The following is a 16,308-nucleotide window of genomic DNA, read 5'->3' on the forward strand; positions in this document are numbered from 1 at the left end:
TGACTCTGGTACTCTTTCAAGGCGACTCTTTCACGGGAATAGTTCGCCGTATAAATATTAGAAAATTAGCTAACTAAATCAGAACCTCCTTATGTCAGAACCTCGTTTCGTGCACCTGCGCGTACATAGTGATTTTTCCATGTCTGATGGCCTCGCCAAGGTCAAGCCCATTCTCGCCAAGGCCAGTGAAGATCAGATGGCTGCACTGGCCCTGACCGACAACACCAACCTCTGCGGTCTGGTGAAGTTTTATGGAGGCTGTCACGGTGCGGGGATCAAGCCCATCGTAGGTTGTGACTTCTTCATGCTGGTGCCGGGTTTCGAGGATGAATTCTGCTCCCTGACTGTGCTGGCGATGAACAACGAGGGATATAAGAACCTTACCCTGCTGATCAGCGATGCCTACCTGCGCGGCCATGTGAAAGACAGGGCGGTGATCGACCAGGCCTGGCTGGAGCGCTACAGCGAAGGGCTGATCCTGCTCTCTGGCGCCAAAGATGGCGACGTGGGCAAGGCGCTGCTCAAGGGGAACCAGGGCCAGGTGGACTCTCTAGTCGCCTTCTATCAGACCCACTTCCCCGACCGTTATTATCTTGAGCTTATCCGCACCGGGCGCCCCGACGAGGAGCGTTATCTGCATATGGCAGTTGAGCTGGCAGGCGAGAAAGACCTGCCCGTGGTCGCCACCAACCAGGTGGTGTTCATACAGCCTGAGCAGTTCGAGGCCCATGAGATCCGCGTGGCCATCTCTGACGGTTTCACCCTGGCCGACCCAAGGCGGCCGCGCCGCTACAGCGAGCAGCAATATTTCCGCAGCCAGGATGAGATGTGTGAGCTGTTTGACGATATCCCAGAGGCGCTGCAAAACAGCGTGGAGATCGCCAAGCGCTGTAACGTCACCGTGAGACTCGGTGAATACTTCCTGCCGAACTTCCCCACCGGCGATCTCTCCATCGAAGATTTTCTGGTCGAGGTCTCCAAGAAGGGCCTGGAGGAGCGTCTCGAGTTCCTCTTTCCCGATGAGGCACAGCGCGCCGAGCGCCGCGGTGAGTATGACGAGCGTCTCGATGTCGAGCTGACGGTAATTAACAACATGGGATTCCCCGGCTACTTCCTCATCGTGATGGAGTTCATCCAGTGGGGTAAAGACAACGGTATCCCTATCGGTCCCGGCCGTGGTTCGGGGGCGGGTTCTCTGGTGGCCTATGCCCTTAAGATCACCGATCTCGACCCGTTGGAATTTGACCTGCTGTTCGAACGTTTCCTTAACCCAGAACGTGTTTCCATGCCCGACTTCGACGTCGACTTCTGCATGGACAGACGCGACGAGGTGATCGATCACGTGGCCGAACTCTATGGTCGCGACGCCGTGTCGCAGATCATCACCTTCGGTACCATGGCGGCTAAGGCCGTGGTGCGTGACGTGGGCCGAGTATTGGGTCACCCCTATGGCTTCGTCGACCGCATCTCTAAGATGATCCCGGCCGAGCCCGGCATGACCCTGGCCAAGGCGTTCGAGGCCGAACCGGCGTTGCCCGAGGCCTATGACGCCGACGAAGAGGTGAAAGATCTCATCGACATGTGCCGGGTACTGGAAGGGGTCACACGTAACGCAGGTAAACATGCCGGGGGCGTGGTGATCGCGCCGACGGTGATCACCGATTTTGCGCCGCTCTACTGTGATGCCGAGGGGCACAACCCGGTTACCCAGTTCGATAAGAACGACGTAGAAACCGCCGGTCTGGTGAAGTTCGACTTCCTGGGTCTGAGGACCCTGACCATCATCGACTGGGCGCTGCAGATGATCAATCCGCATCTTGCGAAGCAGGGCAAAGAGCCTGTGCGTATCGAGGCGATCGTCCTGGATGATCCAGCCTCCTTCCGTTTGTTGCAGCGCTATGAAACCACCGCCGTGTTCCAGCTGGAATCACGCGGCATGAAAGATCTGATTAAGCGCCTACAGCCTGACTGCTTCGAAGATATGATCGCACTGGTGGCCCTGTTCCGTCCCGGGCCGCTGCAATCGGGAATGGTAGATAACTTCATCGAGCGTAAGCACGGCCGTGAAGAGGTTTCTTATCCCGACCAGCAATGGCAACACGAGAGCCTCAAGCCGATTCTGGAGCCCACCTACGGCATTATTCTCTACCAGGAACAGGTGATGCAGATCGCCCAGGTGCTGGCGGGCTACACCCTGGGCGGCGCGGACATGCTGCGTCGTGCTATGGGTAAGAAGAAACCCGAGGAGATGGCCAAGCAGCGTAGCGTCTTCAAAGAAGGCGCGGTGAAGAACGGCGTCGACGGCGAGTTGGCGATGAAGATCTTCGACTTGGTGGAGAAGTTCGCCGGTTACGGCTTCAACAAGTCGCACTCGGCCGCCTACGCCCTGGTGTCCTACCAGACGCTCTGGCTCAAGACCCATTTCCCGGCGCAGTTTATGGCGGCGGTGATGTCGGCGGATATGGACAACACGGACAAGATCGTGACCCTGGTGGATGAGTGTGAGCGCATGGGCTTGCCGCTATTGCCGCCGGACGTCAACAAGGGCTTGTTCCGTTTCACCGTGGATGACGACCTCAACATCGTCTATGGCATCGGCGCCATCAAGGGCGTGGGTGAAGGTCCGGTGGAATCGATTCTGAAGGCGCGCGAGGATGGGCCATTCGTGGACCTGTTCGATTTCTGCGCCCGGGTCGATCTCAAGAAGCTTAACCGCAGAGTTATCGAGAAACTGATCTGCGCCGGCGCCCTGGATAACCTGGGGCCACACCGCGCCGCCATGATGGCGACCCTGCCAGAGGCAATTCGCGCCGCGGATCAGCATGCCAAGGCCGAGGCGATTGGTCAGCACGACATGTTTGGCCTGCTCAACAGCGAGCCGGAAGACAACAAGCAGCAGTTTGTGCAGTGCACGCCCTGGCCCGATAAGGTGTGGCTCGAGGGCGAGCGGGAGACCTTAGGTCTGTACCTCACCGGTCACCCGATTAACCAATACCTCAAGGAGCTCAAGCACTACACCTCGGGCAGACTCAAGGATGTGCATCCCACCGAGCGGGGCAAGACCACCAAGGCCGCCGGTCTCGTGGTGGCGACCCGTGTGATGATGACCAAACGCGGCTCCAAGATGGGTCTGGTCACTCTGGATGATAAGAGTGCTCGCCTGGAGGTGATGCTGTTTACCGAGGCCTTTGAGAAATTTGGTGAGCTGCTGGAGAAAGACAGAATCTTGATCGTCGAAGGAGAGGTGAGTTTCGATGACTTCTCCGGCGGCAATCGCATGACGGCCCGCAACATCATCGACATGGGTGAAGCGCGCAGTCACTTCGCCCACGCGGTCGAGGTGGATCTGGACGGCGCCAGTATCACCCCAGAGTGGCTCGGACAGTTCCAGCAGGCGGTCGAGCCCTGGAAGGCGGGCAGTGTCCCCTTAGTGATCAACTATGCCCAGCCCACCGCCAAGGCCCAGTTCAGGCTGGGGGATGAGTGGCGGGTGAATCCGACCGACGAGCTGATGCTGGCATTGGAAACGCTGACCGGGTCTGACAAGGTAAGGATCCTCTTCTAGATGGCGCCCGACAGCTTCTGTCCATTTGATGCCCTGACCCAGTTGCTGGCGCGGGTGAAGCCTGCGGCCTGCACTAAGCCTGCTATGAAGTTAGTGCTGGCTTACAGTGGCGGTGTCGATTCAGAGGTGCTCGCCCATGGCCTGAGCCGATATGCCAAGCAGCATCCCGAGTTTAATTATCTCTTGGTGCATGTGCATCACGGTCTCAGCGCCAATGCTGATAGCTGGCAGAGCCATTGTGAGCGCCGCGCCCGCGAGTATGGCTTGCCGATCAGCGTAAAGCGGGTGACAGTGGCTAGCGGCGCCCGCATCAGTCTCGAGGCTGCGGCCCGTGAGGCGAGATACGATGCGCTGCGAAGCGAGTTAGCCCCCGGCGATATCCTGCTCACCGCCCATCATCAGGACGATCAGCTCGAGACGCTATTGTTGGCGCTCAAGCGAGGTCTCGGGCCCAAGGGGCTGGCGGCAATGGGAGAGGTGCAGGCCTTTACCCCTGATAACCCACTCCTCAGGCCGCTGCTGACAAGATCCCGCGCCCAGATAGAAGCCTTTGCCAAGGCCGAGGGGCTTAGCCATATCGAGGATGAGAGTAATAAGGACAGTCGTTTCGACCGCAACTTTTTGCGCAATCAGGTGCTGCCGATCCTCACGACGCGCTGGCCAGCCTTTGCCGCCACCGCCAGTCGCAGCGCTCAGCTGTGCGCCGAGCAGCAGGCGCTGCTCGACGAAGAGGTGAGTCTTCGCTTACCTGCCATGCTCCTAAGCGTGCCCCATAGCCAGGCGACCGTGCTGGATCTGAAGGCGCTGGCAGAGCAGCCAGGGCGCTGGCGTGCCCATCTGCTGCGGGGCTTTATCGAGCATCGCGGCTTCCCCTTACCTTCGGCGGCGCAGCTGGGGGATATTTTGGCGCAGCTCGAGGCTAAAGACGACGCTCAGGTGGCGATTCGCATCAGATCTATGGTGCTGAGACGTTTTCAACACGCCCTCTATCTGGACTCTGCAGAGGTCATTCCTAGACATAACCAAGTGCTGCAAGGCCTGGATGAGGATGTGAGATCCCAAGGCTCGACGTTAAGCTGGCCTATTGACAGCCAAAGCCAGCTTGTGGCGAACTGGAGTCTGACGGGGCTTCGGCTACGTCTAGAAAAGGCAGACGAGATGACGCTTCGTTTTGGCGCCTCGGGTAGCCTGCGCTGTCATCCCCATGGTCGGGACAAGGGGCGGGAGCTTAAGAAGTTGTGGCAAGAGTTTGCCGTGCCGCCTTGGGAGCGAGGGCGTATTCCGCTTGTCTTTTCGGGCGAGCAATTAGTTGCTGCTGTGGGACTCTGGGTGGATAAACGCTACCTGGCCACTGAAGGCGAGGGCGGCTGGCAGTTCAGCCTTGTCGAAGTTAATGGCTAATAGCTGATATCTAATCGCTAACATCTAGTATTTAACAGCTAATACCTAATACCTAATACCTAACATCTAATACCTAATACCTAACATCTAATACCAATCTTCCAATACCTAACATTTAGGCGGCAGGATGGCGCTATCCTGCCGGGGAATTTTTTATCGCGACTTATATAAATCGGCGTATATAAATCGGCGCTAAACCTGTTCTAAATCCCTTTTAATCTCAGCTCAATATGGCTCTCTATTCAGGATGCCACTCTAATCGACGCGGTAGCAGCGACGTCCGGCCGCCTTGGCGCGGTAGAGGGCCTTGTCGGCCCTGAGGTACAGGGTCTCGGCGTCATTGCCAAGCTGCCACTGGGCAAGGCCCATGCTGGTCTGCACCTGAAACTTGGTTAGCAGGCTATCGCCTTCCATCATGGCGAGGATCCGCTCACACAGTACGCTGGCCGCCTGGGTATCGCCTTCGATCAGCAGGGTAAATTCGTCGCCGCCGATACGAAAGGCTTGGTCGCTGTCGCGAATCGCTTGCTCAAGTGTGTGACCGAATTGACTCAGCACCTCATCGCCCACCAGGTGGCCATACTTGTCATTCAGGCTCTTGAAGTTATCGAGATCCAGCACCACTAAGGTGATCGCATCCCCATGGCGCTGGGCGCGGGCCAGTACCTGCTTGAGGCTCTGCTCATAGTAGCGGCGGTTGCCCAGATGGGTGAGTGAGTCATGCATCGCCTGTTTTGCCATCTGCTGGTAGGCGATGGCGTTTACCAAAGGGCTCAGCAGCAGTGACTGCAACTGATACAGCAGCTCTGTCTGTGGCTTGATCAGCGGCGCCGACAGACGATAGGCGATGCTGATGCTCACCCCATCATGGCTAAGGTTTTGTTTTATTAGTAAACCTTGCTCACCGCCCCAGCTTAGCTGATACTCTTTATAGCACAGGGTGATCCCCTGCACTGGCAAGTGTTGTCCCATGAGTTTGCCGTAGCAGGCAAATACCGTCCGTGGATCTAGGCTCTCATGCAGCTGCTGCATGACGGTGACCAGATTAGGCGCACCGACAGTATTGTGATGGTGATCTGGCTGATAGCGATATTCGTCAAACGAAAATTCTGTCGCTAAGGCAAAGTCCATAATCTTTACTCCACAATGTAACGGACCCGAGATAAGTTATATAAAGCAAAAAACGTGCCTAATACTAAATAATGAGTTTGTCTATATATGTCATTGAGTTAGTCTGGGAAGGGGGCCTAGTCGGTGACGGTATTTTGACTTGGGCAGGAAACTTGACGCTGGTGATCGCGTCCAGGCCCATTGGGGCACACAGTTTTGGGCATACAGTTTTGGGAAGAGCGTATTTGAGGGCAGGCAGAGGAGAGCGCAGCGGTAATGGAACACAGCATACTGATTAAGATCCTGTTGATGTTGATGATGGCCATAGTGGCGATCGCCCTCTTTAGGCGGGCGGGCCTGCCGGCTATCTTGGCCTATCTGATCACCGGGGTGATCAGCGGCCCTTCTGTGTTCAACTGGTTCACTCAGCAGCAGATCCACTCGGTGGCCGAGCTGGGGGTAGTACTGCTGATGTTCTCACTAGGTCTCGAATTCTCGCTGCCTAGACTCTGGGCCATGCGCCGCACCGTATTTGGTCTGGGTAGCGCTCAGGTGTTTGTCACCGCCGTTCTCACCATGTGCATCAGCATGCTGTTGGGGCTTAACCTGAGCGAGTCCATCGTGGTGGGTTCGGCCATCGCTCTCTCTTCTACTGCCATCGTACTCAAGCTGCTCAACGAGCGCGGCTGGCTCAGGCGGCGTCACGGCGAGCTGTCGGTGAGTGTCTTGCTGTTTCAGGATCTGGCCGTGGTGCCCCTGCTGATCCTCATGCCTCTGCTGGCGTCAGACGGTGAGATGCTGAGCTGGCATCAGATCTTGCTCGCCATGGGGGAGGGGGTATTGGCCTTCATCGCTTTGATGGCCGTGGGTAAGTGGGCGCTGCCCAAGGTGTTTGATGAGGTGGCGCGCTCGCGCTCCAACGAGCTGTTTGTCCTCTCTACCCTGGTGGTGGCGCTGGTCACTGGCGCCCTGACCCAGTGGCTGGGACTCTCCATGGCACTGGGCGCCTTTATCGCTGGTATGCTGCTCGGGGAGAGCCAATACAAACGCCAGCTGGAGGCAGATATTCGCCCCTTCAGGGATCTCTTGATGGGACTCTTCTTCATCTCTATCGGCATGCTGCTCGATTTTAGCCTGGTGATCACCTTCTGGTGGCAGGTACTGCTGCTGGTGGTGGCGGTGATTATCGCCAAAGCCTTGATCGTCTTTGGCCTGCTCAGGGCGGCCAAGGAGTCGTTTCGCACCTCTGTCGCTACCGCCATCAGCCTGGCGCAGGTGGGGGAGTTCAGTTTCGTGGTGCTGGCGTTGGCGGTTAACTATCAGCTGCTGGAGATCACCGTCAGCACTAAGCTGGTGATGGTGGCCGTGCTGTCGATGGCGGTGGCTCCCTGGCTGGTGCGCCACAGCGTAGATATCGCCAGACGCCTGCATGGGGTCAAGTCGGTTAAGCAGAGTGCTCATGAGACTATTCCCATCCCGGAGCAGAGTAGCGACCTGGTGTTGATTCTGGGCTATGGTCGGGTGGGGCAGACCATAGCCCGTTTCATGAAGACGGAGGCGATCCCCTATCTGGTGCTCGACCGGGACCCCACCAGGGTGAGCGAGGCGCGCCGGGCGGGAGAGCCAGTCTATTTTGGCGATGTGGCCAAGCGGGCGATCCTCAAGCAGGCGCAGATCAAGCAAGCCAAGCTGATCGTGCTCACCTTTACCAGCAGTCATGTGCTCGATGAGGTCTTGCCCCTGTGCCGTCAGCTGGCGCCCGAGGCCAAGATCTTGGTGAGGACCCGCGACGACGAGGGCATGGAGGCGCTGGAGGAGGCGGGGGCCAGTCAGGTGATCCCGGAAACCCTGGAGGGCAGTCTGATGCTGGTGTCTCAGGTGCTCTATCAGTGCGGCGTGCCCCTGACCCGTATCCTCAAGCGCCTCGAGTATGAGCGGCGCAATCATTATCAATATCTGCACGGCTTCTTCTCCGGTGAGGAGACAGACTTTACTTTAGAGCTGCTGCACGCCGTCGCCCTGCCCAAAGGCGCTCAGGTGGTGGGCCAGCCGCTCTCTGCCATTCCCTGGGACAAGCTCAGGGTGGAGCTCAGGGCGGTACGCCGCAGCGGCGCCGAGGTGGAAAGCCCTGAACTTGACTGGCTGATCCGTCCCGGGGATATCCTCATCATCCTGGGTAAGCCGCGGCGCATCGAGAAGGCCGAGCATTACCTGCTTCAAGGCTAATCGGATAAGAGAGGGTAAAAGCGCTATGGTACGACCAGCCCTGTTAATCGTGCTCTCTCCGCTGCTGCTGATGCAGGCGTTATGGGTCAAGTGGCGCACGCCAAGGCTGCCCGAGCCCGATGGTGAGCGCAGTGGTGAGTTGGGGGAGGGGAAGCCGCTTAGGCTGTTGATTCTAGGGGACTCGGCCGCGGCGGGCATCGGCGTCTCCCACCAAGATAAGGCCCTGAGCGGTCAGCTCACTCGTCTGCTGGCGCCTCACTATCGCCTTAACTGGCATTTACTGGCCAAGTCGGGCATGACCACGGCCCAGACGCTCAAGCTTATCCAGCAGGCACCAAATAGGGTCGATGTCATTCTTATCTCTTTGGGAGTCAACGATCTGCTCTCGCCCATAGACGTGCAGCGCTGGCTCGCCTCGATCGGCGCGCTGATAGGCGGTTTACTTGAGGCTTCACCCGGCGCAAGGGTGCTGCTGACGCCGGTGCCGCCCCTGGGGGACTTTCCGAGATTTACTCAGCCCCTCGCCGGTGTGTTGCGGCGACGGGAGGCGCGCTTCAATCGGGCGCTAGAGCAGTTTTGCCAGGGCCAAGGGGCCTGTCAGCTTCTGCCCCTCATGCTGCCTCTGACGTCAGAAGCCCTGGCCAGCGATGGCTTTCACCCCAGCGCAGCCAGCTATCGTCTGTGGGCGGAATGCGCCAGTCAGGCGATCCTCGCCCGGCACCTTATTGAAGACACCCGTCCAGTCTAGTTAACGCCTTTTGAGAGTCTTTAGCGAATATTGAAGAAGGCCTTGATCTCATCTATTTGACACATGGCATCCTGATAACCCAGGTTGATCAGCGCGCTGCAGTAAGACTGCTCGAACAGCAGATAGGAGACGATACTCGAGTCAGATTGCTGGTTGATGCCGATTAGCCGTAGCAGGGCCTTCACCGCCATCGGCATATCCTGATAGTGCTGGGCGGCGATTAGGCTGAGATCCTCGCTGGGTTTTATCACAAGTGTGTCTATGGTCTTGAGCGACGCCTCATGTCTGCGCTCCTTGGGGATCAGGTTGAGTGTGCTGTTGATCCGCTGCAGGCGTTCGAGATCGCTGTTTAACGTATCGGAGAAGATGGTATCGAGCAGGTGACCGGCTATGGTCGCCGTCTTGGGGTGATGTTCAAACTCCTTATGTACCTGCTTATGGGGGCTCTCCAGGTTGATCACCATGATCTTCTCCGCCCCCAGATGAATCGGGCTGCTCAGGGGCGCCAGCTGATGCACTGAGCCATCGCCATAATAGCCGCGATTGAGCTTCACCGAGGGAAATACCAGGGGGATGGCGGCGCTGGCCAGCAGGTGTTCGGTATGCAGATGAGTGCGCTGGCCGCCACGGCGGGCGCGGTTCCACTCTTCAATCTCCTTGGCGGCCTGGAAGAAGCTCACCGAGCGCGACGAGTTGTAGCAGGAGGTGTCTACGCTCAGGGCATGCAGGGCGCCGTTGGCGATATTGCGATCGATCCGCTCGAAGTTAATCAGGTTGTTCAGCAGGTTTCTCAGGGGCTGGTTGTCGAACAGGCTACCGGCTTCGGTGTTGATCTTCACATCCTGTAGCCCCATCAGCGCCATCTGCGCCAGGTGAGAGAAGATGCCGCCAAAAGAGGAGCGGTAGACCTTGTGGGTGCTAAAGTGGCGCCAGACCCACTCGAGCTTACGTACCCCGAGATGAAAACAGGAGGCATGGGTCGCGATAGAGGTACCGTTGATGGCGCCGGCAGAGGTGCCGCAAATGATCTTAAAGGGCACGCCGTGGTTACGGGGATAGAACTGCACTATCGCCTTGAGTACCCCGACCTGGTAAGCGGCGCGCGCACCGCCGCCCCCTAACACCAATGCTGTCTTATCTGGCAACTGAGTTCCCTCTGAATGAATTCTATTGTGTCGCGCCTGGCGGCAAGTCTTGTGACTGCGCTGGCCTGGACCAGCTTGTCATTTTTATAGGCTTTACTGCTGCAATACCCTTGCTAGCTTTGCCAAGTTCGTCATGTCCGGCTGTTGGTAACGTCCCTTAGCGCTGTCTTGCTTACAATGGCCAAGGCCAATATTGATTAGAATATGTGAGCCGTGGGCCATGTTCAAGCCGGCGTCCCTGGATGATTTTCTCGCCCCTGCGACGCAGCTTCTAGGGCATTTGGGGATTAACAGGCTGCGAATAGGCCTCGATACGTCATCTCTAGCACAAATAATAGGGTGACGACCTAGATAATAAGTCTATATTGACTCAAGCCTCTGTGGCCGCTTTTGGTGTCTCAATGCCGCTATCTACTTGTAATGTAAATGTTAACTGACAAGTTGTCCCTCGGTCATGGGTTTTGGGCCTGTTTGATAATCTCTAAGGTTCGCGTAGACTGGAAATGAGTACATATGAGGGATCAAACATGTTACAGCCACTAAAAATAATAATAGCTGATGATCATCCACTGTTTCGGCAAGCACTCGTAAACACCCTAACCACTCAGTTCGATCAGCCTATGCTGTTTGAGGCGGAAACGGTGACGGCACTGGATGAGATCTTAACCCAGCATCAGGATGCAGACCTGCTCTTATTGGATCTGAATATTCCCAATGCGCATGGATTCAATACCTTAGTCAATATTCGTAACAGCTATCCCCACATAGGGATAGTGGTGATCTCCGGCCAGGAAGATAAAGTCACTGTGGGTAAGGCGATGTCCTTCGGCGCGGCGGGCTTTATTCCCAAGTCCTCGCCGGTCGAGCAGATGGTCAAGGCGATCAATGCCGTGATGGCCGGCCGCCAATGGATGCCGCCGGGGTGTGAGGACCTTAGTGCGGTGACCCTGGACAGCATGAGTAGCAAGATAGCCAGCCTGTCACCGCGTCAGCACAAGATCTTGATGATGTTTGCCGACGGCCTGCTCAACAAGCAGATCGCCTATGAGTTAGGCTTGTCAGAGGCCACTATCAAGGCCCACGCCAGCGCTATTTTCCTCAAGCTTGGGGTACATACCCGCACCCAGGCGGTGATCGCCATGAGTCAGCTCTATCTGGACAAGACGCCGCTGACCGCCGAGGTGGAAGAGGTCTAGTCGTTTAGGGCTTACAGGTTCCTCACATTTAATAAAAACGCCCCGCAGCGGTTTATGTCCGAAGCGGGGCGTTTGCTTTTAATCGGTTAGCGGGTCCATAAAGTGGGGGCTCGGCTGGGCCGAATAGTTGTTGTGTAGGCTGTTGGCCAGGGTAGCGCTCATCACGGCGCGCAGGGCGATGGGCTTGATGATCTTACGCAGATAGCCATAACCCAGCTCCTTGGTGCGCTGCACCACCTCCTCGTCTATGGTGGCGGTGATCAGAATCGCCGGAATGGGGCGGCTGGAAAGGGCCTGTAGCTCGGCCATGAGATCCAGGCCGTTTTGGTTGTTATCCAGCTGATAGTCCATCAGCACTATGTCCAGCTTACCGGCAAACTGGCTTACACAGGCCTTGGCCTGCTGCGCCGACGAGGCGGTATGCACCTGACACTTCCAGCCCTTCAATAGCTCCTCCATGCCCGCCAACACGTTGGGGTCGTCATCGACGCACAGCACCTTGACGCCGTTGAGGGTAAGGATATCCGGCTGGCTGGTCTGCTCCTCCACAAGTTTTGGTTGGGCGACATTCAGGCTCAGGCTAAAGATACTGCCCTGATTGACTTTCGATGACAGGGTAAGCCGATGCTGCATCAGCTCCGCCAGCCCCTGGGCGATATTCAGCCCCAGTCCCAGGCCGTTAACGCCCTCATGGCCCGAGTGCTGCAAACGGGTAAATTGTTCGAAGATCACCGCCTGCTTATCGGCGGGGATCCCCGGGCCATCGTCCACCACCTGAATGGCGATGGTGTCGCCGTGGCGGCGACAACCCAGCAATATGCGCCCGCCACCGGCGTAACGAAACGCGTTGCTGATCAGGTTCTGCAGTATGCGTCTGAGCAGCACCTTGTCGCTGCGCACCCAGAGCTTGGTCTTGATACACTTAAACTCAGCCTGTGTGGTGCTGGCCATGGCGCTGAATTCTTCCACCAAGGAGTCGAGCACCTCCTGCAGGGCAAACTCGGTGATCTCGGGCACTACTGTGCCGCCTTCGATGCGCGACACTTCGTTGAGATCCAGCAGCAGCTCGTTGGCCACCTGCAGGGCATTGTCGATATAGCCTATCTGCTGTTTCTGTTTATTGGACAGCTGACCGCCCTGGACGAAGGCGGAGGAGAAGAGGCGCGCCGCCGACAGCGGCTGCAGCAGATCATGGCTACAGGCCTTGAGATACTGACTCTTTTTCTGGTGCGCCTGTTCTACCTTCTGTAGCGCTTCGGCCAGCTCTTCGTTGGACTTGGCCAGCTGCAGGTTGGCCTGTTCGAGTCGCTTGGTGCGCTCAAACACCCTGGCTTCCAGATCCAGGTTTTTCTCTTTCAGTAGTTTCTCGGCCTCGCGGTACATGCTGATGTCGGAGAAGATCATCACGAAACCGCCGCCGGGTATGGGGTTGCCCTGGATGCGAATCGTCTTGCCGTCGGGTTGGATTCGCTCGGTGGCGTGACGACTCCCCTGGCGCAGGAAGTTGAGGCGCCGCTCCACCTGTTCATCCAGGTTGGGAATATAGCCCTTGCCGAACTTGAGGTTGTACTCGATTAGCTGGCGCACCGGGCAGCCGATATAGACCAGGTCGTCCGGGTAGTTAAACAGGCTGAGGTATTGCTGGTTCCAGGCCACCAGGTTGAGGTCTTTGTCGATAACCGAGATCCCTTCGCTGGCGTTCTCGATGGCACTGTGTAGCACGCTGCGGCTGAACTCCTTGCGATGGCTCGAGGCCTCCTCTACCAGCTGGGCCACATCCTCGATGGCGATGTCGCGGCCATGGAGGGCGCAGGAGAGCACCAGGCGCGCCGAGGCCGAGCCCATGACGCTGGCGAGCATGTTTTCGGTAAAGAAGATCAGCGCCTGATTGTGGGCGTTCTTGTCCTGAATTGGCTGGGGCTGACAGGAGAAGAAGGAGTAGAAGCCCTGGGCGGCCTTGTCCTTGCCGACGAAGCGGGCCACCAGTAGCTCTAGCTCGGTCGGGTTCACATGCTTGGGCACCTCGGGCAGCGCCTTGTCGAGCTCCGGGCGCTCAATGAAGTGGCCTATCTGCATCTGCTCGTGCACGCTCTGGCGGGTAAAGGAGGAAACCAGCCAGATCGCCATCACGTTGACAAACAGGCCGACCAGAGTCGCCATTGTGGTCATCGAATAACCGCTGCCGGCGAAGGGGTGGCCGTAGAGGCCCAGCTGCGGCAACAGGTTAAGCACCAGCCAGAGGGCGAAGCCGCTGGAGATCCCAACCAATACGCCGATCAGCGTGACCCGGCGCCAGAGGAAGGCGGCAAACAGCGCTGGGCCTATCTGGGCGATGGCGCCGAAGGCCACCTCACCTAAAGAGGCCAGGGTATCGGGCGGGGCGATCAGGAACATGCCATAGCTCATGAAGATCACCAGTAGCACCAGCGCCTTGCGGATATTAAGCAGGTGCGAGCGGAACTTGTGGAAGTCATTACTCTGTATGTTGTTGATCTTAAATAGGGTCGGGAAGACGATCTCGTTACTCAGCATGGTACTCAGGGCGATGGTGGAGATGATCACCATGGAGCTGGCCGCCGAGATGGCGCCGAGAAAACTAAACAGCCCCAGCCAGATATCGCCGCTGAAGACCGGCAGAAACAGCACATAGGCGTCACTCTGGAGCGAGTCGCCATAGAGGATATTGCCCGCCTGACCCAGTGGCGTGGCGAAGAAGGCAAACACCAGCACATAGAGGGGGAAGGTCCAGCGGCTCCAGAGCACATGCTTTTGTGATTTCAGCTCGACGATCAGTACCTGGAACTGCCTCGGCAGACAGAGAAATGCCGACATCACGATAATCAACAGGCCAAACAGCGAGATGAAGTTGGGGTAGTTAAACTCCGCCTCTAGGGGCTTGATCTCAGTAGCTTGGCGCCAGATATCCATGGGCGAGTCGAATAGGAAGAAGGAGACGAAGATGCCTATGGTGAGGTAGGCGATAAGCTTCACGAAGGACTCGAAGGCGATGGCCAGCATCATGCCCGGGTGGCGCTCGGTCACGTCGATGGCGCGCACCCCGAAGACTATGGTGAAACCGGCGAGGATCAGGCTTACCACCAGGCCCAGCTGCCAGGAGGAGAGCAGGTGATCTTGCCGCAAGATCTCATAGGAGTTGACGATTGCCTTCTGCTGCAGCGCGATATAGGGCAGGGTGCCAAACAGGGCGACGAAGGTGACCACCACCGCCAGCAAGGGCGACTTGCCGAAACGGGCCGCCAGCAGATCGGCAATCGAGGTGATGTTGAGCTTGAGACAGACGCGGATCACTCTTTGGATAAAGGGCCAGGCGAAGATAAACAGCAAGATAGGCGCGATATAAACCGGCAGATAGGCGAAGGAGTTATTGGCGGCCTGTCCGGCGGTGCCGAGAAAGCCCCAGGAGGTACAGTAGACCCCCAGCGACAGGGAGTAGATGATGGTGTGCTGCCCGGCAAACCACTTGCCGCGGTACTTGTCACCCAGAAATGCCATTAAAAACAGCAGGCCGATATAGCTGATGCTGATGGCAACCAATAGCCAGTTTGGGAACATCTGTCACTTATCCTATCTTTTCAGGAGCTTATCTCGCCATCCCGGCTCACTCCTTTTATTTTGTTATTCAAGCCAACATATCACAGTTAAGGTGAAAGTCGGCATTTACAGCCATCGACTTAAGTATTAGTGCTTACTGCCTAATCCTCGGGTATTGCGCCCTATGGCCTACTACCGCTGCATTACTACCTATTCCCAATTGAGGCAAAGGAGGCATTTCTCCATCTTGGAGGCAACCACAAAAGGGGATAATCAAGATGCTCACATCAACAATAAAAAAACTCACACTCGCAACTTCACTCGGTCTGATGGCCAGTTCTGCCATGGCAGGTTATGACTTTAACGTCGGCGACGACGGCAAGCTGTCTTTCGGCGGCTACCTCAAGGTCGATGCCCGCTATGTTAATGGCGATGTCGCCTATCGCGACTTCTGGATTGGCACCGGCACGCCGCTCGAAGAGAGCGCGTCACAGTTCCGTATCTTCGCCAACGAGTCTCGTTTCAACACCAAGTATGTTCACGGCGACGTGATGGGTTTCATCGAGATGGATTTCCTCGGCGGTGGCGGCAACCAGGTGGTGTCTAACTCGGCCCATCCGCGTCTGCGCCACGCCTTCATCAAGTACAAAGACTTAACCGTGGGCCAGACCTGGACCACCTTCATGAACACCAGCGCCATCCCGGAAACCGCCGACTTCGCCGGTGCCACTGTTGGTTTGGCCTTCGTGCGTCAGGGCCAGATCCGTTACGACATGGGCGGCTTCCAGGTCTCTATCGAGAACCCTGAGAGTGACGGTGGCGATACCGCCAACGACGATCTGCCGGATGTGGTAGCCCGTTATAACTTCAAGGGCGACTGGGGTAATGTCTCCATCTCGGCGCTGGGTCGCAGGCTCAACACCCTGGGCGGCAACAGCGAGACCGCCTTCGGTGGCTCGATTGCCGGTCGCATCAACACCTTCGGTAAAGATGATCTGCGCTTCCAGTTCCACCAAGGGGAAGTGGGCCGCTACGTGGGGCTGGGGGTGACTAAAGATCTTATCGGTGAAGAGGTGGAAACCAGCACCTCTTATCTCGCCGCCTACCGCCACTACTGGACAGATACCCTGCGCAGCACCTTCCTCTATGGCCGCATCGAGACCGACAAGTCAGATGCCGATCGCAGCCAGTGGAGCGTCAACCTGTTCCAGAACCTGACACCGGCTCTGGCCGTGGGCATCGAAGTGGGTAACTTCGCCCTGGACGACCAGAAGGTCGATTCTAACTACGCACAGTTCTCAATGCGTTACGCCTTGTAAGTGCTCTTGGGGGAGGGCTTCCTCCCCACTTTTTTTACCCGTTTAA

The 16,308-nt window shown here is 57.3% G+C and carries 9 protein-coding genes; 6 read left to right on the forward strand and 3 right to left on the reverse strand.

From position 1 onward, the window contains the following. Positions 1-91 precede the first annotated feature (91 nt). Both dnaE and tilS read left to right on the forward strand, forming a co-directional pair. Positions 92-3,565, forward strand: a complete 3,474-nt coding sequence (gene dnaE / locus AYI87_RS05550) for a DNA polymerase III subunit alpha (RefSeq protein WP_144200315.1) — start codon at positions 92-94, stop codon at positions 3,563-3,565. Further along, the gene (gene tilS, locus AYI87_RS05555) at positions 3,566-4,966 is read left to right on the forward strand and encodes a tRNA lysidine(34) synthetase TilS (RefSeq protein ID WP_144200317.1); all 1,401 of its coding nucleotides are present in this window, start codon (positions 3,566-3,568) and stop codon (positions 4,964-4,966) included. Positions 4,967-5,221: 255 nt separating this feature from the next. On the opposite strand, the gene AYI87_RS05560 is transcribed toward tilS, so the two are convergent. Next, positions 5,222-6,097 (reverse strand): GGDEF domain-containing protein, encoded by an 876-nt coding sequence (locus AYI87_RS05560; RefSeq protein ID WP_144200318.1) that lies wholly within the window; start codon positions 6,095-6,097, stop codon positions 5,222-5,224. 255 nt (positions 6,098-6,352) lie between these two features. Here AYI87_RS05560 and AYI87_RS05565 point away from each other — a divergent pair, with 255 nt between their 5' ends. Continuing rightward, positions 6,353-8,302, forward strand: a complete 1,950-nt coding sequence (locus AYI87_RS05565) for a monovalent cation:proton antiporter family protein (RefSeq protein ID WP_144200320.1) — start codon at positions 6,353-6,355, stop codon at positions 8,300-8,302. A 25-nt stretch (positions 8,303-8,327) separates the two neighbouring features. Next, positions 8,328-9,050, forward strand: coding sequence for an SGNH/GDSL hydrolase family protein (locus tag AYI87_RS05570; RefSeq protein WP_144200322.1), 723 nt, complete (start codon positions 8,328-8,330; stop codon positions 9,048-9,050). 20 nt (positions 9,051-9,070) lie between these two features. On the opposite strand, the gene AYI87_RS05575 is transcribed toward AYI87_RS05570, so the two are convergent. Further along, positions 9,071-10,195, reverse strand: coding sequence for a patatin-like phospholipase family protein (locus AYI87_RS05575; protein ID WP_144200324.1), 1,125 nt, complete (start codon positions 10,193-10,195; stop codon positions 9,071-9,073). A gap of 527 nt (positions 10,196-10,722) precedes the next feature. On the opposite strand from AYI87_RS05575, the gene AYI87_RS05580 reads away from it, so the two are divergent. Then, the gene (locus AYI87_RS05580) at positions 10,723-11,391 is read left to right on the forward strand and encodes a response regulator transcription factor (protein WP_144200326.1); all 669 of its coding nucleotides are present in this window, start codon (positions 10,723-10,725) and stop codon (positions 11,389-11,391) included. Between the two features lie 78 nt (positions 11,392-11,469). Here the strand turns inward: AYI87_RS05580 and AYI87_RS05585 are convergent, their stop codons facing one another. Further along, on the reverse strand, positions 11,470-14,964 hold the full coding sequence (locus AYI87_RS05585) for a PAS-domain containing protein (RefSeq protein ID WP_144200328.1): 3,495 nt from the start codon (positions 14,962-14,964) through the stop codon (positions 11,470-11,472). A 257-nt stretch (positions 14,965-15,221) separates the two neighbouring features. On the opposite strand from AYI87_RS05585, the gene AYI87_RS05590 reads away from it, so the two are divergent. After that, the gene (locus tag AYI87_RS05590; protein ID WP_011866409.1) at positions 15,222-16,262 is read left to right on the forward strand and encodes a DcaP family trimeric outer membrane transporter; all 1,041 of its coding nucleotides are present in this window, start codon (positions 15,222-15,224) and stop codon (positions 16,260-16,262) included. Positions 16,263-16,308 lie beyond the last annotated feature (46 nt).

Source organism: Shewanella sp. KCT (assembly GCF_007636505.1).
GTDB classification, from domain to species: Bacteria; Pseudomonadota; Gammaproteobacteria; order Enterobacterales; family Shewanellaceae; genus Shewanella; species Shewanella halotolerans.

Excerpts from the sequence above, each read along its gene's own strand:
- AYI87_RS05565 (WP_144200320.1), top strand. The coding sequence starts at position 6,353 with ATGGAACACAGCATACTGATTAAGATCCTGTTGATGTTGATGATGGCC.
- AYI87_RS05590 (WP_011866409.1), top strand. The coding sequence starts at position 15,222 with ATGCTCACATCAACAATAAAAAAACTCACACTCGCAACTTCACTCGGT.
- dnaE (WP_144200315.1), top strand. The coding sequence starts at position 92 with ATGTCAGAACCTCGTTTCGTGCACCTGCGCGTACATAGTGATTTTTCC.
- AYI87_RS05585 (WP_144200328.1), bottom strand. The coding sequence starts at position 14,964 with ATGTTCCCAAACTGGCTATTGGTTGCCATCAGCATCAGCTATATCGGC.
- AYI87_RS05560 (WP_144200318.1), bottom strand. The coding sequence starts at position 6,097 with ATGGACTTTGCCTTAGCGACAGAATTTTCGTTTGACGAATATCGCTAT.
- AYI87_RS05580 (WP_144200326.1), top strand. The coding sequence starts at position 10,723 with ATGTTACAGCCACTAAAAATAATAATAGCTGATGATCATCCACTGTTT.
- AYI87_RS05570 (WP_144200322.1), top strand. The coding sequence starts at position 8,328 with ATGGTACGACCAGCCCTGTTAATCGTGCTCTCTCCGCTGCTGCTGATG.
- tilS (WP_144200317.1), top strand. The coding sequence starts at position 3,566 with ATGGCGCCCGACAGCTTCTGTCCATTTGATGCCCTGACCCAGTTGCTG.